The sequence below is a fragment of the Winogradskyella sp. SM1960 genome (genome assembly GCF_020179375.1).
Lineage (GTDB): Bacteria > Bacteroidota > Bacteroidia > Flavobacteriales > Flavobacteriaceae > Winogradskyella > Winogradskyella marina.
In genome coordinates this window covers 365,283-388,893 of record NZ_JAICBG010000003.1, presented here as the reverse complement: position 1 = coordinate 388,893, position 23,611 = coordinate 365,283, and the positions used below count along the sequence as shown (strand labels likewise).

At 34.4% G+C, this 23,611-nt stretch carries 17 protein-coding genes; 11 read left to right on the top strand and 6 right to left on the bottom strand.

Annotated elements, in window-relative coordinates:
• The first annotated feature begins 10 nt into the window (after positions 1-10).
• The 6 genes from K1X16_RS10525 to K1X16_RS10500 all read left to right on the top strand — a co-directional run bounded on the left by K1X16_RS10525 (position 11) and on the right by K1X16_RS10500 (position 5,107).
• Complete coding sequence (locus K1X16_RS10525; protein ID WP_225036111.1) at positions 11-832, top strand: META domain-containing protein; 822 nt, start codon at positions 11-13, stop codon at positions 830-832.
• Between the two features lie 33 nt (positions 833-865).
• Positions 866-1,288: a SufE family protein gene (locus K1X16_RS10520; protein WP_195870484.1), complete on the top strand. Its 423-nt coding sequence runs from the start codon at positions 866-868 to the stop codon at positions 1,286-1,288.
• A gap of 70 nt (positions 1,289-1,358) precedes the next feature.
• On the top strand, positions 1,359-1,685 hold the full coding sequence (locus K1X16_RS10515) for an iron-sulfur cluster assembly protein (RefSeq protein WP_195870483.1): 327 nt from the start codon (positions 1,359-1,361) through the stop codon (positions 1,683-1,685).
• A gap of 13 nt (positions 1,686-1,698) precedes the next feature.
• Entirely contained in the window at positions 1,699-3,534 is a 1,836-nt protein-coding gene (locus tag K1X16_RS10510; protein ID WP_225036110.1) for an ABC transporter ATP-binding protein, read from the top strand.
• A gap of 17 nt (positions 3,535-3,551) precedes the next feature.
• On the top strand, positions 3,552-4,058 hold the full coding sequence (locus K1X16_RS10505) for a DUF2480 family protein (protein ID WP_195870481.1): 507 nt from the start codon (positions 3,552-3,554) through the stop codon (positions 4,056-4,058).
• Positions 4,059-4,198: 140 nt separating this feature from the next.
• Positions 4,199-5,107, top strand: a complete 909-nt coding sequence (locus K1X16_RS10500) for a DUF3078 domain-containing protein (RefSeq protein WP_225036108.1) — start codon at positions 4,199-4,201, stop codon at positions 5,105-5,107.
• 74 nt (positions 5,108-5,181) lie between these two features.
• Here K1X16_RS10500 and K1X16_RS10495 read toward each other — a convergent pair whose 3' ends face one another.
• Together K1X16_RS10495 and hflX are read right to left on the bottom strand one after the other, a co-directional pair.
• Positions 5,182-7,452, bottom strand: coding sequence for a transglycosylase domain-containing protein (locus K1X16_RS10495; protein WP_225036106.1), 2,271 nt, complete (start codon positions 7,450-7,452; stop codon positions 5,182-5,184).
• A gap of 200 nt (positions 7,453-7,652) precedes the next feature.
• A complete protein-coding gene (hflX, locus tag K1X16_RS10490) occupies positions 7,653-8,864 on the bottom strand; it encodes a GTPase HflX (protein WP_195870478.1) in 1,212 nt (403 codons plus the stop codon).
• 72 nt (positions 8,865-8,936) lie between these two features.
• Here hflX and K1X16_RS10485 point away from each other — a divergent pair, with 72 nt between their 5' ends.
• The 4 genes from K1X16_RS10485 to K1X16_RS10470 all read left to right on the top strand — a co-directional run bounded on the left by K1X16_RS10485 (position 8,937) and on the right by K1X16_RS10470 (position 19,070).
• Positions 8,937-9,887: an endonuclease gene (locus K1X16_RS10485; RefSeq protein ID WP_225036104.1), complete on the top strand. Its 951-nt coding sequence runs from the start codon at positions 8,937-8,939 to the stop codon at positions 9,885-9,887.
• 223 nt (positions 9,888-10,110) lie between these two features.
• A complete protein-coding gene (locus K1X16_RS10480; RefSeq protein ID WP_225036102.1) occupies positions 10,111-16,206 on the top strand; it encodes a fibronectin type III domain-containing protein in 6,096 nt (2,031 codons plus the stop codon).
• Positions 16,207-16,232: 26 nt separating this feature from the next.
• On the top strand, positions 16,233-17,141 hold the full coding sequence (locus tag K1X16_RS10475; protein WP_225036101.1) for a type IX secretion system membrane protein PorP/SprF: 909 nt from the start codon (positions 16,233-16,235) through the stop codon (positions 17,139-17,141).
• A gap of 21 nt (positions 17,142-17,162) precedes the next feature.
• Entirely contained in the window at positions 17,163-19,070 is a 1,908-nt protein-coding gene (locus K1X16_RS10470) for an OmpA family protein (RefSeq protein WP_225036100.1), read from the top strand.
• A gap of 58 nt (positions 19,071-19,128) precedes the next feature.
• On the opposite strand, the gene K1X16_RS10465 is transcribed toward K1X16_RS10470, so the two are convergent.
• Positions 19,129-19,596, bottom strand: coding sequence for a CYTH domain-containing protein (locus K1X16_RS10465; RefSeq protein WP_225036098.1), 468 nt, complete (start codon positions 19,594-19,596; stop codon positions 19,129-19,131).
• 89 nt (positions 19,597-19,685) lie between these two features.
• Between K1X16_RS10465 and dinB the strand changes: the two genes are divergently transcribed.
• The gene (dinB, locus tag K1X16_RS10460) at positions 19,686-20,789 is read left to right on the top strand and encodes a DNA polymerase IV (protein ID WP_225036096.1); all 1,104 of its coding nucleotides are present in this window, start codon (positions 19,686-19,688) and stop codon (positions 20,787-20,789) included.
• A gap of 22 nt (positions 20,790-20,811) precedes the next feature.
• Here the strand turns inward: dinB and pyk are convergent, their stop codons facing one another.
• The 3 genes from pyk to rnc all read right to left on the bottom strand — a co-directional run bounded on the left by pyk (position 20,812) and on the right by rnc (position 23,610).
• Positions 20,812-22,254 carry a pyruvate kinase gene (pyk, locus tag K1X16_RS10455; protein ID WP_195870471.1) on the bottom strand — a complete coding sequence of 481 codons (1,443 nt, stop codon included), beginning with the start codon at positions 22,252-22,254 and terminating at the stop codon, positions 20,812-20,814.
• 4 nt (positions 22,255-22,258) lie between these two features.
• A complete protein-coding gene (locus K1X16_RS10450; RefSeq protein ID WP_195870470.1) occupies positions 22,259-22,738 on the bottom strand; it encodes an IPExxxVDY family protein in 480 nt (159 codons plus the stop codon).
• A gap of 131 nt (positions 22,739-22,869) precedes the next feature.
• On the bottom strand, positions 22,870-23,610 hold the full coding sequence (rnc, locus tag K1X16_RS10445; protein WP_225036094.1) for a ribonuclease III: 741 nt from the start codon (positions 23,608-23,610) through the stop codon (positions 22,870-22,872).
• Between the last annotated feature and the right edge of the window lies 1 nt (position 23,611).

Genomic DNA, 23,611 nt, shown 5'->3' with positions numbered 1-23,611 from the left:
ACTTTAAAAGATGAAATTTATAATAAGCCTATTTACACTTTTAATAACGGTTACGTCTTGTGACACGTCTAAAAAAGCGGTTGAAAACAATAAAAAAATGCAAGAAACACTTTCAGGAACCTATTATATAACACAACTTGGAAGTATTGATGTTTCTGCCAACAAAATCGCTATTTCTTTTGATGCTACAACAAATACAGTCAATGGATTTGCAGGTTGCAATAGTTTTTTTGGCAACTATTCTATAGAACATAACAGTATCAGTTTTGGAAGTATTGGCGCTTCAAAAAAATTGTGTCAAAAAGAAATTATGTCTATTGAAAATGCAGTGCTAAAAGCATTACGTACGGTAAACTCATTTTCAATTGATCAAAATGCCGTTTCATTATTAGAAAACGATACCATCCTAATCAAGGCCTCATCGACCTCAGTGGTTTCTAAAAAAAGTACAACATCAAAAGACACATATAAAACTGCTGTTAAATACCAAGCCTCAACAAGAGGATCATTCGATTTTATATTAATATCTCAAAATGGCATTTCGATTTCAAAAGATGCAGGACTTCAAGATATTGAAAAACACGCGATAGATGCCGCTCAATGGGAAGAACTTAAAACCTTAATAGAAGATGTGGACGTCGAATCACTTCAAGAATTAAAACCGCCTTCACAAAAACATCAATATGATGGAGCGCTTCATGCTACTTTAGCCATACAAATAGGTGATGTGGAATATATAACACCAACATTTGATCATGGAAATCCACCAAGCGAAATTGAAACATTAGTTAATAAAGTGTTATCCATAAAAGAAAAAAGCATAAAACAGTAGCTATTTTGTAATTTTGCAATAAACAATAAGATTATGACCATAGAAGAAGTACAAAACGAAATTATTGATGAGTTTTCTATGTTTGAAGATTGGGAGGAACGTTACCAATACATGATAGATTTAGGTAAAGACTTACCTTTAATAGACGAAAAATATAAAACTGAAGATAACATTATAAAAGGTTGCCAGAGTAAAGTTTGGGTTCATGCCAATATGGTAGACGACAAAGTAAACTTTACAGCAGATAGCGACGCCATAATCACCAAAGGCATTATTGCGATTTTGATTAGAACATTTTCTAATCAGCATCCAGCAGCAATTATCGAAGCCAATACCGATTTTATTGATAAAATTGGCTTAAAAGAACACTTATCACCAACTAGAGCCAATGGCCTAGTAAGCATGATAAAACAATTAAAACTGTATGCTATTGCATACCAAACACAACTGAGTTAAGTTATTTGTTGTAAAGTCGTTGATTCGACTTCGACGAAACGACAAACAACCAAACGACAAACACTATATTATGAGCGACACAACTATAGACACAACAGTATTAGGAGAGAAAATTCTTAGAGTTATAAAAACCATTTACGATCCAGAAATTCCTGTAGACATCTACGAATTAGGCTTAATCTACGATGTATTAATAAACGAAGATTACGAAGTAAAAATATTAATGACCTTAACAACACCAAACTGTCCGGTAGCAGAAACCTTACCATTGGAGGTTGAAGAAAAAGTAAAATCTATTAATGAGGTTAAGGATGCTGAAGTCGAAATTACTTTCGATCCGCCTTGGTCTCAAGAATTAATGAGTGAAGAAGCAAGGTTAGAGCTTGGAATGCTTTAACTAAAACCAATAAATGCGAAGACGTACACCTACTTCTTTAAAAGACGACAATAAAACGAGTATTAAATCGTCTTTTAATGCCTTGGTTTATATTCCGAGGTTTTTTAAAGAAATCTGGAAAGTAAACAAAGGACTCTTTCTATTATCTGCATTTTGTAGACTTATTGGCGCATTGCTTCCTGTTGTTATATTATGGGTTGGAAAACTCATTATTGATGAAATCATTTTACAAATTTCGTTAGATGTTCCTGATTATAACTCACTCTGGACCTATGTGGCGATGGAGTTTGGTTTAATTATCCTTTCCGATTTAATCAGTAGAGCCATTTCATTAACTGATGGCCTACTTGGCGATGAGTATAATATTGCTACTTCCGTAACTATCATTAAAAAAACCAATCAGATTAATATTAGTTTATTAGAAGATTCTGAGTTTTATGATAAGCTAGAACGTGCGAGAACACAAACCACAGGCCGTGTTGCACTAATGTCTAATGTTTTAGGGCAAGCGCAAAGTGCTATTTCTATTGCAACACTTGTGGCTGGTTTAATTTATTTTGAACCGTATTTAATTATCCTGTTGGTACTAAGTATTATTCCTTCGTTTATAAATGAAGTCCGGTTTAGTCAACGTCAATATTCTTTAGCACGAAGCTGGACCTCAGAACGACGCGAATTAGATTATTTAAGATTTATAGGAGCTAATGATAAAACCGCAAAAGAAATTAAGCTTTTTGGCTTAACCGATTTTGTTGTAGATCGCTTTAAAAATCTGTCCGAAGAATATTATCAACTCAATAAAACCCTTTCTATTAAACGGTCTGCCCTAGGCTTTTTGTTTAATGTTTTAGGGTCTTTAAGTTATTACGGAGCGTATGTTTTTATAATATATCGTGTGCTTTCCGGAGCCATTACTCTTGGTGAATTAACGTTTTTATCAGGATCGTTTAATCGCTTAATGCGAAACCTTCAAGATTTCTTTTCAAAATTTACACGGATTTCTGAAAGTGCTCTATACTTAAAAGATTATTTCGATTTTATAGACATTTCAATTGTTTCAAAAGTGAAAGAAGATATGCCGCTTCCTAAACAAATTAAAACAGGGTTTGAGTTTAAGGATGTTCGGTTTGCGTATCCTAATTCGGAAGTTGAAATTTTAAAAGGCATCACGTTCAACCTAAAAGCAGGAGAAAAATTAGCCTTTGTTGGACAAAATGGTGCTGGAAAAACCACGTTAATAAAATTATTATTGCGTTTTTACGAACCCACTTCTGGTGAAATATTATTAGATGGCACCAATATTAATCGTTTTAATATTGCAGAGTATCAAGAATATTTTGGAGTTATTTTTCAGGATTTCTTTAGGTATGAATTTACCGTTAAAGAGAATATCGCCATTGGAAATATTGACGAATTAAATAACCAAGGTAAAATTGTAAACGCGGCAGAATTAAGTTTGGCTAACGAAGTGGTGTCAGAACTAAAACATGGATACAATCAGCAATTAGGAAAGCGTTTTTCTAATGGCCAAGAATTATCTGGTGGACAATGGCAAAAAGTGGCTTTGGCCAGAGCATATATGAAAAGTGCCGAAGTTATGATTTTAGACGAACCAACCTCAGCATTAGATGCACGAGCAGAAAGTGAAGTTTTTGGTCGGTTTATTGGACTCACCGAAGGAAAAACGAGTATTATAATTTCGCACAGATTTAGTACAGTTCGCCAAGCAAATAGAATTTTAGTTTTAGAACATGGAAAGGTTTTAGAAATTGGAACACATGAAGAACTTGTGGCAAAGCAAGGTTTATATTCTGAATTGTTCACCTTACAAGCTGAAGGCTATCAATAAACAATTATCTTTGTATTATGGCAGATGAGATTATAAATAGAGTTGCAAACAGCAAGCTAAAAGTTATAGATTTAGAGGACTATTACCCAATAGGCGAACGTGTTCTCTTTGATATAAAAGATTGGTTACTTGAAGGGTTTGTACTACGAGAAAAAGACTTTAGAGCTTTTGTTTCTGAACAAAATTGGTCGCAATATCAAGATTGCTATGTAGCCTTACATTGTTCAACCGATGCTATTGTACCAGATTGGGCTTATATGCTTATTTCAATTGAGTTGCAAGCTTATGCTAAATTGACTGTGATTGGTTCATTAGAAGAATTGGAATCTATTTTATTTACTGAAATTATTTCGAATTTAGAGGTTAAACAGTATGAAGGTTTACCTGTAATTATAAAAGGGTGTTCTCATAAACCTGTACCCTCAAATGCCTTAGTATTACTGTCTCAAAAATTAAAACCCATAGCAAAATCTATTATGTTTGGTGAGGCGTGTTCTTCAGTGCCTCTTTTCAAAAGAAAATAATTCAAAAAAAAATGTGACTTTTTGGTAATTTTTTGGTCTAAACTACAGTGGTGATAAACAATCAAAGTTTTCATCAAAATTATATAAACACGTATATTTGCAAATTAAATCAAATTTAAATTACTAAACATTAACACATTATGAACAAGAAATTACTTTTTTCAGCATTCTTTTTATTTGCTATAACCTTTGGTTTTTCTCAAACAAAAGAAGAATTACAAGCTCAAAAAGCTGAAAAACAAGCAGAAGCAGATAAGTTTCAAGCAGAAGCAGATGCCTTACAAGCACAGATTGATGCGTTGCCAGGTTGGAGAGTAGGTGCTTTTGGTACTATTGGTGGTAACTTGTCTAAATTTAACGATTGGTATGGTCAAGGAACACCAGATCTTTCTTCTGGAAACCTTGGAATTACTTTTAATGCTTATGCTAATAAAATTGAAGATAAATATTTCTGGAGAAATTCTTTATTTACAAACCTAAGCTGGGTAAAATTTGATGACAAAAACGACCCAACAGATGATGATAGTTTTCAAGAAGGAACAGATGTTTTTAATATCTCTTCTCTTTATGGTAGAAACATTAGTAAAACTTGGGCAATATCTGGTTTAGCAGATTACAGAACGACACTTTTAAACAACTTTAATGATCCTGGATTCTTAGATCTTGGTATTGGTGCTACATGGACTCCTGTTGAAAATTTAGTTGTCGTAATTCACCCATTAAACTACAACTTTGTATTTGCAGATAATGATGCAGCATTTGAATCTTCTGCTGGTGCTAAAATTGTAGCAGACTATACAAGACAAATTGGAGCTATTAACTTTAAAACCAATTTTTCTACATTCCAAAGCTACGACTCAAGCGAATTATCTAACTGGACTTGGACGAACTCTTTCGGTTATACATTGTGGAAAATGATTGGTGTTGGTTTTGATTTTGGTTTAAGAAGCAACCAACAAGAAGCTGCAAATGCTCAAGGTGTAGACTTAGCTGATGCCGATAACAACTTACAATCTTATTATACACTTGGTTTAAGCTACAAGTTTTAATAACAGCCAAGTATAAAACAGAAAACCTGTCTAGATTAAAATTTAGACAGGTTTTTTTTATGTTCAATAAGAACTTAATTAAAACTTTTCTTTTTGTTCTTTTTCTTAAACAGGCGTTTAATAAAACCATCGCGTTTTGTGGGTTCGCAATCTAAGGCGGTTAAAACCTGTTCTGAAGGTGTTTCAAATTGCGCACTTGTAATAGACTTAAAGTCATTATCGCTATTTAGCTTCTGATAAAATTTAGCAAAAATAGGTAAGGCTGAATTAGCACCTTGACCCATTCCTGTAGATTTAAATCCTATACTGTGATTGTCGTTTCCTACCCAAGTTATAGTTACTAAGTTTGGTGTTAAGCCAACAAACCAACCATCTTTATTATCTTGTGTCGTTCCTGTTTTTCCGGCAATGTCATTTTTTAAACCATAGGTATTCCTCAATCGTGATGCAGTACCTTTATTTACTGTAGATTTCATCATTTCTAAAAGGACTTGTCTTGTAAATTCACTATACGCTTCTTTCTCTGAAATTTCAGGTTCAAAAGTGGCTATAACATTTCCAAATTTATCTTCAATTTTTGTGATATAATATGGAGTTACAGATTTGCCTTTATTAAGATAACTAGCATAAGCACCTGTTAAGTCTTTCAAACTAATTTCTGCAACACCTAAGGCTAACGATGGCTCGTTAGGTAGTGCTTTAGAAATTCCCATTTTTTCAACCTGCTCCAACACTTTTGGTATTCCTACCTCCTCTAAAACCTTCACAGAAATAGTATTAACAGAGTTGCTTAACGCATTTTCTAAAGTGTAATTAATATAAGGGTCTTCGTCATCACTTCCAGAATTGGTTGGTGTCCAATCGTCATAGTCTGTATAGGTTACTTTATTTAACGAGAAATAAGAACATGGACTTAAATCATTATCAATGGCAGCAGTATAAACAAAAGGTTTAAAGGTAGAACCTACTTGCCGCTCACTTTGCGAAATATGATCGTATTTAAAATAGCGATAATCAATACCTCCGACATAAGTTCTTACGGCTCCAGTAGTTGGCTCAACAGATAACATTCCGGTATTTAAAAATTTAAGATAATGCTTTAAGCTATCTATGGTAGATAGATTTTTAATGGTATCGCCTTTCCAACTAAACACATCCGTTGGACGTTTCACATTTAATGAATCTTTAATTTGAGTTTCAGTTAACCCGTTCTCCTTATAGGTTTTTACTTGGGCTAATTTAGCAATAGCACTCTTAAGCAATTTAGAATTGGTTTCCCAAGGCGAATGCTTACCATAAGATGTTTCAAAATTAGCTTGAAGCTTGCTCATGTGGTCTTTCATGGCGTCTTCTGCTATCTGTTGCATTTTATAATCTAGGGTTGTATGAACAATTAAACCATCTTTATACAGGTCATATTTTTCTCCTTCAGGTGTTTTTAAAGTGTCTAGAATAGAACTGAGTTGTTTTTTTACTGCAGCTCTAAAATAAGGTGCTATCCCTAAATCGTGATTAAAGGATCTATAATCTAATTGTAATTCTTGATCTGAATAATACGCTAATGAGTCTTTAGCAAGGTATCCGTAATTCACCATTTGACTTAAGACCACATTCCTTCTATCTCTACTACGTGTTCCATGTACTCTTGGGTTGAAATACGTATTGGCTTTTAATGTTCCAACTAAAGTTGCGGCTTCAACAATTGAAATATCTTTTACAGATTTATTGAAAAATTTAAGCGATGCACTTTCTATTCCATACGTATTGTCAGAAAATGGAACTGTATTAAGGTATAGCATTAAAATTTCGTCTTTAGAATACACTGACTCTATTCGCTTGGCAACAATAGATTCTTTAAATTTATTAATAAGCATGCTAAAAAGTGCGTAGTTCTTTCTACCATAAAGATTTTTTGCGAGTTGAAGTGTTATAGTGCTTCCACCTCCTGCAGATTTATCTTGAAGAATTAGGTTTTTAACAAACACACGCATTAAGCTGATGTTGTCTATACCATCGTGCTCATAAAATCGGGAATCTTCAGTAGCAACTAAAGCTTCAATAAGATGTTTAGGTAAATCTTCAAACGTTACAGGTTGCCTGTCGTAGATATAATATTTGCCTATTAATTTTTCGTCCTTATCTAAAAGTTGTGTGGCTTGTTCTTGTTTAATAGAACTAATAGCTTCCGACGTTGGTAGTTTTCCGAATACACCGAGATATATACTGATATAAAGTCCTATTAAAAACAATACCGCTACAACGAATAAAATAAGTAAGCCTCTCACCCATTTATTTTGCCATAATGTTTTCAATCGCGATTTAATACTAATGAGATAAGGATTCATTTTTGGGCTATAACGTTATTTTATTAAAAGTGTACGACGAAAAAGCTATTTAGTTTGGTAAGACTATTTTCAATAAAGTCGTTCATTATTATATAAAAATGAATTCAATCGTTGTCAAAAATTATTATTCAAGTCAAATACAAATTCTTGTCAGCGAATTAGAATCAAGTCTAAAAGCAAAGCGGTCTAATGTCTTTTATTTATTCTATATCTTCAACGTCTGGATATAGAAAATGATTGTATGGAAAACGCGTTACATGGATTTCTCTCACTTCCTCATAAACTCGTTTTCTAAATTCGTCCATGTTCTCTTTATTTAATGCCGAAATGAACAACGCATTTCCATCTAATCTAGACATCCACGTTTTTTTCCATTCTTCAATGGTATAATTGGCTTTAGTCCGTTCTTCTACCAAATCGTCCTCATCAAAAGGTTCTGCTTCATAAGCATCAATCTTATTAAAAACCATGATAGTTGGTTTCCCCTTACTGTCAATTTCGTCTAAAATCTGATTTACAGAATCAATGTGTTCTTCAAAATTAGTATGAGAAATATCTACGACATGAAGCAACAAATCGGCTTCTCTAACTTCATCTAAAGTACTCTTAAAAGATTCTACCAATTGTGTTGGTAATTTTCTAATAAACCCAACCGTATCACTCATTAAAAACGGTAAGTTGCCAATAACCACTTTTCGAACTGTAGTATCTAAGGTTGCGAATAATTTATTTTCTGCAAACACCTCACTTTTACTAATCACATTCATTAACGTGGATTTTCCAACATTGGTATAACCAACTAAGGCTACTCGTACCATTTTACCGCGATTACCGCGTTGTACAGCTTGTTGTTTATCTATGGTTTTTATTTTAGCTTTTAGTAAGGCTATCTTATCTCGAACAATACGTCTATCCGTTTCAATTTCTGTTTCACCAGGTCCACGCATTCCAATACCACCTTTTTGACGTTCAAGGTGTGTCCACATGCCTTTTAGTCGAGGTAATAAGTATTCACATTGTGCCAATTCTACTTGTGTTCTGGCATAACTAGTTTGTGCACGCTGAGCAAAAATATCTAGGATAAGGTTAGTTCTATCGAGAATTTTACAATCTAGAATTTTGCTAATATTTCGTTCTTGGGCAGGTGATAACTCATCATCAAAAATCACAGTACCAATATCATTTTCTTTTACAAAATTGGTGACTTCTTGCATTTTTCCAGTTCCTATAAAGGTTTTTGGATTTGGCATAGTCATTTTTTGAGTGTAGCGTTTTATCACCTCACCACCTGCAGTAAAGGTTAAAAACTCTAATTCGTCTAAGTACTCCTTGGATTTTTCTTCATCTTGATCTTGTGTTATAACACCAATGAGTACTGCTTTTTCTAATTCTATATCTTTTTTCTCTATCATAAATTCATTAAAGTACAAAGTTAAGCAAATGGATTCGTCCTAATAATATTTTAAAAACCTATATTTAATCCTATGAAAAAAACTTTAGACTATTACTCCATTGCATTTTATAATATCGAAAATTTATTTGACATAGAAAACGATCCATTAACAAATGATGACGATTTTTTACCAACTTCTGCAAAACGATGGACTATTAAACGTTATCAAAATAAATTAATGAAGTTAGGAACAGCCATTTCTAAGATTGGTAAAGATGACACTGAGGTTGCACCTGTTTTAGTTGGTTTGGCTGAAGTTGAAAATCAAAAAGTACTTTCAGACTTAATACATAGTAAAAATTTAAAAGACGAAAACTACGATTATGTGCATTATAATTCTTTAGATGAACGCGGAATCGATGTCGCCTTACTCTATAAAACCGATTTTTTTAGCGTACACTATTCTGAAACTTTTTCTGTATATCTTCAAAATGAACGTGGACAACGAGATTATACGAGAGATATACTTTTAGTGCAGGGTGAATTACACAACGAACAAGTACATATTATTGTGAATCATTGGCCCTCGCGAAGAGAAGGAGTAAAGGAATCTGAGGTTAAGCGTATCGCAGCAGCAAACGTGGTTAACTCTATTATTAAAAATCTAAAAAGTGAAAACCCAGAAACGAAAATTATTGTAATGGGAGATTTTAATGACAATCCCAATTGTAAAAGTTTAGAAATTCTCGAAAAAGAAAGTAGTCTTTATAACCCTTTTAAAACAGTTTGGTCTCGTGACAATGGCAGTTTAAGCTATAATTTTCAATGGAATCTCTTCGATCAAATATTATTCTCCACTAATTTTTTTGACACCAATAATTCAAATTTAAGTTTTAGTGATGCTCAAGTATTTAAAAGCAAATTTCTGGAGCAATATAAAAGCAAATATAAAGGACAACCATTTCGCACATACGTAGGCCTAAAATATAAAGGAGGCTATAGTGATCATTTTCCTGTTTTTATTCAATTAAAATCTTCTTAAGAAATATCCAAACCATTTATCGATTAATACTGTAGTTAATCTATTTTACCAGTGTTAACAACATGTTAATAGTCATTTTTTATATATTCGGGTTTGCATTGTGAAATCGTCTAAACCAGCGGTAGCTTTGCGAAACACATCAAAAATTTTCTCAAAAACTAACAAATCACTTTATAATCAAAGGATTATAAACAAAATAAACAATTTAACAAACCGATTAATAATGAAAAAAATTACTCTATTCTTAATCATGCTAGGATTTTGTATTTCTGCTAGCGCTCAATATGAATTTCCCGTAATTCAAGGACCAACATCAGTCGTTTCTGGGGAAAATATTCCTATTAACATAAATGATATAGCGAACACAGCTGGAGTTCCAGCATCCTCTTCTGGATCATACTTGTCATTTACAGTATCAGCTGATTGGACTGAAGGAGATGGATTTCCATTCAATAATGAGGCACAACTTACAGTGTCTACATCCGCTGGAGATGTGTTTTTAGAGGAGCCAAGTACTGGTGGAGGCTTCAATAGTAATGACACAACACTTACCTTTGAAGGTGAGTTACCTGCTGGATACGATCCAACAACAGATGGTTTTCTAGAAATCACCCCTAATCAAGAGTACGATGGGTCGGATGCCGATTGGTCTAATATTGTTGTAACACTTTTTGAAAGTCCAACATGTATTACACCTTCAAGCATGATGACGACAACGTTAACAACTACTGAAGTAGATTTAGAATGGACAGCAGGCTTTTCTGAAACTAATTGGAATGTTGAATATAACAGTGGCTCAGATTTCACACCTGGCAATGGTGAAGAAGAAGCTTCAGCCGTTGTCGCAGGTACTGCTGAAACTTCCTTAGCAGGTTTAACTCCGAACACAGAGTATTATGTATATTATCAAGCAGATTGTGGCACTGACGATGGATTAAGCGAATGGGCTGGTCCATTTACGTTTTATACAGGTCTTTGTGAATCAATACCATCTTCAACTGATGGTGATGGTATAGGTCAAGTTATCTTAGGTACTGAGACGTTTACTTCGGGGGGAGATGAAATAACTTATGAAGATTTTACTTCACCGACTGTAGATTTAGCTGCTCTGGTTAATTCTAATTTACAAATTACTTTTACTACAGGACCAACATATAACACAAATGTTTGGATAGACTTTAACAATGACTTAGTATATGACAACGAAACAGAAATAGTTTTTCAAGGTACAAGTGAAGCAGCGAATCCAACAGTGTTTAACGCTTCATTTTTAATGCCAGATGTTCCTTTAGGTGTTTATAATATGAGAATTGGTACTGCAGATTTAGCTCAAACAGCAACGTCACCAGACCCGTGTTACAGCGGTGCTTGGGGAGTTACAATGGACTTTACTATAAATGTTACAGCAGCACCAAACTGTATTCCTCCTAATGCATTAACAACTAATGGAATTGGAGCAGATTCTGCAGAACTTAGTTGGACTCAAGTCGGAGCTGTATCGCAATGGAATATTGAAGTTGTACCTTCTGGTACAGAGCCAACAGGCACACCAACGGAAAGTGATGTTACAAATCCATATACAGTAAGTGGTTTAGATGCTTTAACAAGTTACGATTATTATGTTCAAGCTAACTGTGGTAGCGAACTAAGCGCATGGTCAGGGCCATTTACCTTTATGACATTATGTGATGTCATTATTCCAGATTATCTAGAAGACTTTACAGACCTTACGGATACTGTTCCGCCTGAATGTTGGGATGAAGCCGATAATGGTGATCTAACCACTGGCCCTACAGATTTAGGACTTAGTTCATGGACTGTTGATGGTTTTCTCAATGACGGTACGACAGGTGCATATAAAATAAACGTATTTGGTACATTTTTAAACGATTGGCTTTTAACACCACAATTTGATTTAACAGGTGATCCTTTTCAAGTAGAATTTGATTTTGGGATTACACAATGGGGTAATGATAATCCAGGGACTCTAGGTTCAGACGACCTCGTAGCGTTCTTAATATCTAATGATAATGGAGCTACATGGACATCATTATTATCTTATGATTCCTCATCAGTGTTACCAGCAAATGGTGCGCATCCTGTTGTGAATTTATCTGCTTATAGTGGTGATATAGTTCAATTTGCATTTTATGCAACAGGTGGTACTACTTCAGGTGGAGATAACGATGTGTTTGTAGATAATTTTCAAGTAAGAGCAGTACCAAGCTGTCCAGAACCAAATGATTTAGCCGTAACAAATATAACTTCTGAAGGAGCGGAGTTATCATGGACAGAAGCAGGAACTTCTACGATTTGGAATGTAGAAATAGTAGAATCTGGAGAAACACCAACAGGTACACCTACAGATACAAACGTTTCTAACCCTTATATAGCTACTGGCTTGGACCCAGTCGCCTCATACGATTTTTATGTACAATCAGACTGTGGTGGCGAGTCAAGTGTCTTTACAGGTCCAATTAGCTTTACAACCTTATGTGATGTCTTTACTCCAGATTATATTGAAAACTTCGCTAATGTTACCGCTACGGTTCCACCTGAATGTTGGGATGAAGCCGATAATGGTGACTTAACAACTGGTCCTACAGATTTAGGACTTAGTTCATGGACTGTTGATGGATTTCTTAATGATGGAAGTACAGGAGCATATAAAATTAATATTTACGCACCATTCTTCGGTGATCCATTTAACGATTGGATTTTAACACCGCAATTTGATTTAACAGGTGGTCCTTTTCAAGTAGAGTTTGATTTTGGTATTACAACATGGGGAAGTACTGCTGCAGGAACTTTAGGTTCTGATGATGTAGTAGAATTCTTAATATCTACTGATAATGGCACAACATGGTCTTCTCTAATAACTTATGATAACACATCCGTTACAGCTCCTAATGGAGATCATCCTGTGATAGATTTAACAGCATACAGTGGTCAGATAGTGCAATTTGCATTTTATGCAACTAGTGGTACTGTAGATGATAGTGCCGATAACGACATATTTGTTGATAACTTTAGAGTACGAGGTATTCCAACCTGTCCTGAACCAACAGATTTAACTGCGACTAACCTAAGTGTAACTTCTACTGAATTAAGCTGGACAGAAAGTGGCACAGCAACGTCTTGGAATATACAATATGGTGAAGCTGGTTTTACACTAGGAGACGGAATAGTTTTAACTGACATTGATACTAACCCATATATCTTATCTGATTTAACAGCAGACACGAGTTATGAGTATTATGTACAAGCTATTTGTAGTCCTGGAGATGAAAGTTCTTTTAACGGACCATTCCAGTTCTTTACTGGATATTGTGAGTCTATACCATCATCAAACGATGGCAATGGCGTAAATAATGTTACAGTTGGCTTTACTGACTTTCCAAGTCCTGGTGATATAAACTATGAAAATAACACATCAACTGTTGTTAATGTTTTTCAAGGTCTAAATACTAATGTTTTAATAGAATTTGGACATACCATAACTTATAACACTGCTATTTGGATTGATTTTAATGACGATTTAGTTTTTGATGATACAGAACTCGTTTTTCAAGGTGAATCTGCTGGTGGAAATTTTGCCGATGGTTTTCATATGTTTGACACCTCTTTTCTAATGCCATTAACGGCACCTATTGGGGAACATAGAATGCGTATTGTAGGAACCGATTTTGCTGATCCTGAGCCATGTTATAATGGGTCTTGGGGTATAACTATGGACTTTACAGTTAACGTGCAAGAATTAATGTGTACACTGCCTGAAGCTAGCTTTGCAACTTCACCAGACTGCGAAAATGACCAATTTTTTATAGATGTTGATATCACAAGTTTAGGAGATGCTGACACTATACAAATTTCAAATGATTTTAATAGTGAGACTGAACAAGTATCAGAAGTTGGTACTTATCAAGCGGGTCCTTTTGCTTTTGGAACTGCTGTTAAGGTATTTGTTACTAATGAACAAGATAATAATTGTGTTGTTAGCAGTAGTACTTTCGAAGTTTTAGCTTGTCCTCCAAGTAATGATGAATGTGAAGGGGCAATTACTGCAGTAGTTAATGAGTTTGGTGGTTGTGATGAAGTAACTTCAGGTACGATTTTAGCTGCAACACCTTCTAATGTACCAGACAGTTCTTGTACAGGGACACCAAATGATGATGTTTGGTTTGAGTTCACAGCATTAAGTGACGTTCAACTCATTTCAATACTGAACGTTACTGGTGGTGCCAATATAGACCACGCCGTTTACGAAGGAGCTTGTGGATCTTTAACTGAATTATATTGTTCAGACAACGAAGCAAGTATAACACCTTCTTTAACTGTAGGTTCAACCTATTATGTAAGAGTATTTAGTGGAGGTAGTCAATTAGAAACGGCTACATTTGACCTTTGTATACGACCTGCACCTACCAATACCGTATGTGAAAATGCTGAAAATTTCTGTTCGGACGGAGGAGCTTTAGAAGCAGCTAGTGTTTTTGGCATTCCTTCTGAAGGACCAATAGCATGTTTAACTTCAGCTCAAAACCCAACGTGGAACACCATTCAAATTGGTAATCCTGGGCAAATTGAAATCACAATATCTCAAGTAGATGATGATGGTGACGGTTTGGATGTTGATTATGCACTTTGGGGTCCTTTTGAGTCTGTTGAAGAGTCTTGTAACAATTTAGATTTAGGGTGTCCAGAACCAAGTAATTGTCCTGGACTTCCTTACACACCAGAATTTTATCCTTATGGAAACATTGCCGATTGTAGTTGGTCAATAGCCTCTGTAGAAACACTTACAATAGACAACGCCTTAGAAGGTGAAGTCTACATCTTACTTGTTTCCAATTTTGGAAACCAACCAGGTACAATTACAATAGAGCAAACTAATGGAGGTAGCCCAGATGATGGAACTATTGAAGCTGAAATCACTGCTGAGATTGTTAGTGAAGAAGTACTTATAGACCCAGATAATGATCCAACTGAAATCGATGAAGTATCAGTTTGTGGTTTCGATTCTGTGACTATTACGACAAGCTCACCATTTGCTGATGAATATGAGTGGTATGAAGACGGTTTTCTAATTCCTAATGAAAACTCTAGCTCACTAACAGTAACACCCGAAGGATTTGGACTGGGAGCAACCAACTACCAAGTTCTAGCTACTGATAATCAGTGTGGTGCTACTGCTTTATCTCAAATCGTAATTGTGAATTTATATGAGGATCCAGAGCCATTAGAACCACAGACACTTACAGCATGTGATGGACCTGAAGCAGACGGAACAGAAACATTTGATTTAGATGCGTTTACTGCGTCACTTGGACTAGAAGGCTTTAAAGTTACCTATCATTTGAATGAAGCTGATGCATCTCAAGCCATAAACCCTGTAGCTTCTCAATATGATTCAAGTGGAGAAACATTAATCATTAGAATAGAAGATGAAAATGCTGCTGAAGACCCAGAGTATTTAGGATGTAGAGAAATATCTGAAGTAGAGTTAATCGTTAACCCTAGACCAGAAATCAATCAACCAGAAGACTTAATTGTATGTGATGATTTAGATGGTGTGGTAGACGGTGAAACAGAATTTGATTTAGTTTCTATAAATAGTGAGGTTACTAATGACGAGGGTATGATTATTTCTTATTATACGTCATTAGACAATGCGGAAGCCGCATCTGGTGCTTTGTCTAGTCCTTATACGAGTAGTGGAGAAACTATTTATGTAAGAGCAGAAGATCCAGATACTGGCTGTTACCAGACCACTTCTTTTGCATTAGAAGTGAATATAGTACCATTGGCTGAATTTGATGATCAATATAACTATATCGTATGTCCATCAGCAACGGTGCCAATTACAATTGGTATTACGCCTTCTAACTTTACGGAATCAGACGTTTCTATAAGCTGGTCTTTAGATGGTGATCCAATAGATGGAAGTGGAACCACCTTAAGTACTGTACTTTTTGCAGGTGAGTATACAGCAACAATTACATTTAATGAAAGTGGGTGTTCTAGTGCACCTATTTCAATTGACGTTGAAGAAGCTGAGTCTTGTATTTTCCCAGAAGGTATTTCTCCAGGTGTTTCACCAGGTCAGAATGATACATTTGACTTAAAAAGTTTTGATGTTACTAAACTTGAAATATTTAATAGATATGGAACATTAGTTTATTCAAAAAATAATTACACAGATGAATGGGTAGGACAATCCAACGATGGTGAAGAGTTACCAGTAGGAACCTATTTCTATACAGTTGAATACGAAGGTGGCACCAAAACAAAAAGTGCTTGGGTATATATTAACAGATAATCAAACAAAAAAATCAACTTATTATAATGAAAAAACTCTCTATTATAGCTGTTTTGCTATTAGCATTTCAAATGCATGGGCAACAAGACCCGCAGTACACACAGTACATGTATAATATGAATTTAGTTAATCCTGCTTATGCAGGCTCAAGAGAAAATTTATCTTTTGGTCTATTATACAGAAATCAATGGACAAAAATTGATGGTGGACCAGAAACAGGAACACTATTCGGCCATGCACCGATTGGAAGTAACCTTGGATTAGGATTATCTCTTATTTCAGACCATATTGGACCGGTTAAAGAAACTAATGCTTATGTAGATCTTTCCTATACCTTACAGTTAGGTGGTGAACACAGATTAGCTTTTGGTGTAAAAACAGGTGCTACATTTCATGATATTGGCTTAAATTCTGGAGTAGCTGTAGTGGATAACACAGATCCATTTTTTGCGCAAGACATCAATACAACAACTCCTAATATCGGAGCAGGATTCTTTTATTATACAGATAAATATTACCTATCCTTATCTGCACCTAACTTGTTATCATCAGTTCATTTAGATGCTGATGGGAATAAAATAGGATCTGAAACACAGCACTATTTCTTAACTGGTGGTTATGTGTTCGATCTTTCACCAAATACAGAGCTAAAACCATCTGTGATGGTAAAGTCTGCATTTGATGCGCCAACATCTTTTGATGTCAATTTAAATGCAAGATTCTATAAGAAATTTGAAATAGGAGCTTCATATCGATTAGATGATTCTTTTTCTGGTTTAGTTAATTTTGCTGTAACGCCTTCAATAAGGATTGGTTATGCCTATGATGCTATCACTTCAGATATTAAAGCATACGCGCCAGCATCACACGAGATCATGTTATTATTTGATCTTAATTTCCCGAAACGAATTTCCCGTTCACCTAGATACTTTTAATCAGTTAAGCTAAAAACAATTATGAAAAACTTTAATACAATATTATTACTTACGTTGATGAGTGGTTTTTGCCTAACTGCTCAAAACAAAGACACCAAAAAAGCAGATAAACAATTTGCCCGCTACGAATTTGTAAAAGCCGCAGAAAGCTACAATAAGCTCGTAGAAAATGGTAAAGCAGATGCTTATGTTTACGGTCAACTTGCAGAAAGTTATTATAACATTTTTAATACAGAAGCAGCTGAACGTTGGTATGCTAAAGCATTAGAAACTTCAGATAACCCAGAAATGGTTTACAGGTACTCGCAAATGCTTAAAGCCAATGGTAAATATGACGAATCTAACCAACAAATGGACAGATTTGCGACATTGCGCCCTTCAGATGATAGAGCTACGGCTTATAGAAAAAACCCTGATTATCTTCCTAAAATATTAGAACAAGGTAAAAAGTTTAACGTACAAAATGCTGAGTTCAATTCTGAGCAATCTGATTTTGGTGGTACAATGAATGATGGTAAGCTATATATAACTTCTGGTAGAAATGACAGCCGTAAGACCTACGGATGGAACGACCAACCTTTTTTAGATATCTATACGATTTCAAAAAATACTGATGGGACCTTTCAAGAAGCAGAATTAGCTAACAACACCATAAATACAAGATATCACGAAGGTTTAGTTTCCTTCACACCAGATAATAAAACCATGTATTTTTCAAGAGAGAGTTATTACGAAAAAGATTTTGAAAAGGACTCTACCTCTAGTGCAAAAATTAGTCAATTATATCTTTTTAAAGCAACTAAGTTAGGTGATGACTGGGATATGGTAGAAAGTTTAGCCATAAATAGCGAAAACTATTCGGTTAAAAACCCATCAGTAAGTGCAGATGGAAAAACGTTATACTTCGCATCAAATATGCCAGGTGGTTTTGGAGAGTTTGATATTTACAAAGCTGAAATAAACGCTGACGGTACCATTGGTGATCCTGTGAACTTAGGCCAGAAAGTAAATACCGAAGGTCAAGAAATGTTCCCATATATTAGTAGTAATAACACACTATATTTTTCATCTACTGGTCATTTAGGTCTTGGTGGATTAGACGTCTTTTACACCAAAGAAATTGATGGTAAAATGGCACCTATTAGAAATGTTGGTATTCCTATAAACAGTAATGCAGATGACTTTGCCTTTATTATTGATGAAGAAAATGATGAAGGATTTGTTTCATCCAATAGAGCCGGTGGAAAAGGTAGTGATGATGTGTATGAATTTAAAAAGCTACAACCGCTTTGTGATGTATTAACCATCGCAACTGTTTTAGATGACACAACACGTGAGCCTCTTAGTGGTGCAACTGTTTCGTTATTTGATGCAGAAGGAAATAAAGTTGTTTCAAAAACAACAAATGAAGACGGTGTTGCAGAGTTTATGGTAGAATGTGACGAGGATTCTGAACTTGAAGTTGTAATGGACGGTTTTGATAGCAAGAAAGTACAAGTCGCAGGTTCTAACGAGGAAGAAAATAATGTTCAAATTTCATTAGATCCAATCGAAAAATTAATTCTTCCTGAAAGTATTGATTTAGCACCAATCTTCTTCGAATTTGATGAATCAAACATTACTGCTCAAGCAGCTTTTGAATTAGATAAATTAGTTCAAATCATGACGAAATATCCAGACATGGTTATAAATGCTACCTCTCATACAGATAACAGAGGATCAGATTCGTACAATGCAGCACTTTCTGATCGTAGAGCAAAAACTACCGTTCAGTATATAATTTCTAAAGGTATCGATGAATCTCGTATTTCTGGAGAAGGTAAAGGAGAAACTGAGCCTAAAGTAAATTGTAGTTCAGGTTGTACTAAAGAACAGCATGCAGAAAACAGACGTTCAGAGTTTATTATAGTTAGTGATACAGCTGAATAAGCCCTAGTACACATAAAAATTAAAAAGCCTATTCTTTAAAACGAATAGGCTTTTTCTTTTACCATTTATTATAAGGCTTTTTACTTAATTGCGAATTGTAATATTTAGGATCACCTGTCACCTCTTTACCTAACCAGTTTGGCCTTTTAAAGCTTTCGGATTCTGAGTTTAATTCTACCTCAGCTATAACTAAGCCTTCATTATCACCATAAAATTCATCGATTTCAAAAGTGTGATTTCCAAGTTTTACTTCGTAACGTGTTTTATCAATAAGGCCTTGTTCACACAACTTTAAAAGGGATTCAGCTTCTGTAATTGTAATTTCTTTTTCCCATTCAAAACGCGATAAACCATTGGAAGTACTTTTACCCTTAACGGTTATATAACCAACCTCTTTTTTTAATCGTACGCGTACCGTCCGTTCTTTATCACTATTTAAAAAACCTTGTTTTATAGCATAGCTATTGTAAGCTTCTGTTTTAAAAGCTTCTGAATTCACTAAAAATTTTCGTTCTATTTCTATCATCCTTAATTCTTGCTAAGCAAGACGATTTATTTACGTATTAATATTCAATTTGATATTCCGGCAAACGTAGGAATTCATAAATTTACATTATGATTAATGATTTACCAATAAGAAAGATAATTCATGTGGATATGGATGCATTTTACGCCTCCGTAGCACAGATGGATAATCCTGACCTTAAAGGTAAACCAATTGCTGTTGGAGGTGGTGGAACACGTGGAGTCGTTAGTGCTGCAAGTTATGAAGCACGAAAATTTGGTGTAAAAAGCGCCATGTCTGGTCGTTTAGCTATAAAATTATGTCCTGAACTTATTTTTGTAAAAACAGATTTTGAACGTTATACAGAAATTTCTAAACGCATACGTAACATATTTTTTGACTATACAGAGTTAGTTGAACCCTTATCTTTAGACGAAGCTTATTTAGATGTTACAGAAAACAAATTAGGCTTCCCTAGCGCATCTTTAATTGCAGAAGAGATAAGACAGCGGATTTTTAAAGAAGTTGGCTTAACGGCTTCTGCAGGCATATCTATCAATAAGTTTATTGCTAAAGTGGCTAGCGATTATAACAAACCCAATGGGCAACATACGGTAAACCCAGAAGATGTGCTTCAATTTTTAGCAGATTTAGACATTCGAAAATTTTATGGTGTCGGAAAAGTCACCGCTGAAAAAATGTATCTAAAGGGCATCTTTACTGGTAAAGATTTAAAAGCAAAATCTTTAGACTACTTAGAAGACCATTTCGGAAAATCAGGAAGCTACTATTACCACGTCGTTAGAGGTATACACAATAGTGAAGTCCGACCAAATAGAATACGTAAATCTTTAGCTGCAGAACGCACATTTAATGAAAACCTTTCTTCTGAAATTTTTATGCTCGAAAAACTAGAGCATATCGCAGAAGAAGTATCTAAACGCTTACATAAAAACAATGTTTCAGGCAAAACCATTACCTTAAAAATAAAGTATAGTGACTTTACTTTGCAAACACGAAGTAAAACCTTGGCTTATTTTGTGCGCGATAAAGCTATAATATTAGAAACAGCTAAAGATTTGTTATATCAAAACACTTTAAATAATTCAGTTAGGCTTTTAGGTATTTCAATGTCTAATTTAAATACTAAGCCACAAAAAACTAAACCTTTAAAAGAAAACACTGTAAGTGTACAATTACAGTTTAAGTTTTAATTAGTTCCTCTACAAATATGGTCTAAAAACTACAATTCTCTATTTCAGAAACTCGTAACGTATTTACCATACCTTTGTCTTGTATTGGCATTGCTGCTAAACTAATTAACATGTCACCAACTTCTAAATAGCCTTTTTTACACGCAATTCTATTCACATCCTCAATAGTTTCGTCTGTACTAACAAATTTATCGTAGTAAAACGCTGTTACTCCCCAAAGAAGATTTAGTTGTGTTAGTATACGTTTGTTTGATGTAAACACTAAAATATGAGCCGATGGCCTCCATGCCGAAATCTGAAAAGCTGTATAACCACTGTTCGTTAATGTAGAAATTGCTTTAGCACTTATTTCGTTGGCCATGTTTGCTGCGTGGAAACAAATAGCTTTTGTTATATAACGCTTCGTACGAATATGTGGAGGAGATTGTGGCACTTCAATTAATGGTGAATCTTCTACACTTCGAATTATATTCGACATTTGGCGAATAACTTGTACTGGATATTGCCCTACAGAAGTCTCTCCAGATAACATAACAGCATCAGCTCCATCCATCACAGAATTGGCTACATCATTAACCTCTGCACGTGTTGGAGTTAAACTTGTAATCATTGTTTCCATCATTTGGGTGGCAATAATTACCGGAATTCTCGCACGTTTAGCTCTTAAAACGAGTTGTTTTTGTATTAATGGTACTTCTTCAGCAGGAATTTCTACACCCAAATCACCACGCGCAACCATTAAACCATCACAATACGCAACAATTTTATCGATATTTTCAACCGCTTCTGGCTTTTCAATTTTAGCTATAATTGGAATTTTATAATCACTATGCTCACTTATTAATTCCTCTAATTGCATTAAATCTTCTGCGTGTCGTACAAACGATAAGGCCATCCAATCTACCTTTTGACTAATCGCAAAAATGGCATCTTCAATATCTTTTTCAGTTAATGCTGGTTGTGAAATATTAGTATTTGGAAGGTTAACTCCTTTCTTAGATTTTAAAGGACCTCCTTGAATAACTCGTGCTTTAACTTCAGAAACTTTGTCTGTAGAAACAACTTCAAAAATTAATTTTCCATCATCTAATAGGATGCGTTCACCTGGTTGTGCATCTTGTGGAAAATTATCATAGGTCATGTAAACACGTTCTTTAGTGCCTTCGAAACGTTTACCTGTTGCAAAAATAATTTCGTCACCTTCATTTACAACCACTTCACCTTTCATGGTACCTACTCTTAGTTTAGGTCCTTGAAGATCTCCTAAAATTGAAGCGTTATAACCAAACTCTTCATTAAGCTCTCTAATCATTTTTATACGTTCTTCAACGTCTTTATAATCGGCATGAGAGAAGTTAATTCTAAATACATTACAACCTTCATCTAGCATTGCTTTTAATACTTCTTTTGTACTTGTTGCAGGTCCTAAAGTTGCTACTATTTTTGTTTTCTTGTTTATTGACATTAATCTAAAATATTAAATGGTCTTTCGATTTTATTTTTAACGGATCTACCGTATAACTTGTTATAATTTGCGGAATGGCTTGTAACTTATTTAAGATCATTTTTTCATCTACATTCTGTATTTCGTCAGAAATTTTAATGAAATAATCAACCTTTTTATATTCGGAAATTAAATGGAATGTTTTAAGCACTTTTTCAGAAGCGCTAAATAACGTTCCTGTACTACTTAAACTATCCTCTTCTTTTTTACATATGTTAGAAATTAAATTCCATAACACATATTCCGTTTCATTATCCCATTCAAAAATACTGTATGAAGATTCTAAATACTTAAAATCGATATCTTGTTCCTTACGTTCTAACTTAAGCTCTAAATGCTTGTTGAGCAAATAAGCCAATCGATAATCTTCTATCCTACAATGAATCGCAATTAGTTTATAGGAATCATCATAGAAATCATCTACCTGAAGTTTGTGTAAAGCCATACAATTATAACTTTGAATGGTAAATATAGCACATTAATCGCTTAATTTAATTAAGAAAATGCTAAGATTAACACTTAAAATCTACGAAAACGTTATAGTTGCGTTGATTTATTTCTATTGAAGAATGAAACTTAATCCAGTTTAGTAATTTGAGTTTGTAAAGCAAAAAAGGCGCGTTTAGATGCTTTTTCTTCAGCCTTTTTCTTAGATGTTGCTCGCGCTTTAGATACCACTTTGTCATTAATAGTGAGTTTTACAGAAAAGTGTTTTAGCTCATCTTTCCCTGTATCTTCATACACTTCATAATCGAAAGTATTTTTTTCTTTCTGGCACCATTCTATCAATAAGCTCTTATAGCTAATGACTTTGCCTTCTAAAGATTCAATATCTACATGTGGATTAATAACACGTTTATAAATAAATTTTTCGCAGCAACTATAGCCTTTGTCTAAATAAATAGCACCAACTAAAGCTTCAAAAAGATTACCGTGTATGTTATTCCCAAAATTAGACGTTGGAATTCTACTTTCTACAAAATTAATAAGTCCTAATTCTTCACCTAATTTGTTGAGATGCTCTCTACTTACCACTTTAGAACGCATTTTTGTAAGATAGCCCTCGTCTCCATGAGGCACTTTTTCGAATAGATAAGCAGCAATGACAGAACCAAGAATAGCGTCACCTACAAACTCTAAACGCTCGTAATTAATAGGGTTTCCTTTATCGTCCTTTATATTCATAGAACGATGCGTAAACGCATTGATATAAAGAGACTTATACTTGGGTTTAAACCCAATGATATCTTTAATTTTTAAAAAAAAATTCCCGTCTTTTTGAGAACGGGAATTTAATATGTTACGAATGAAGCTCATT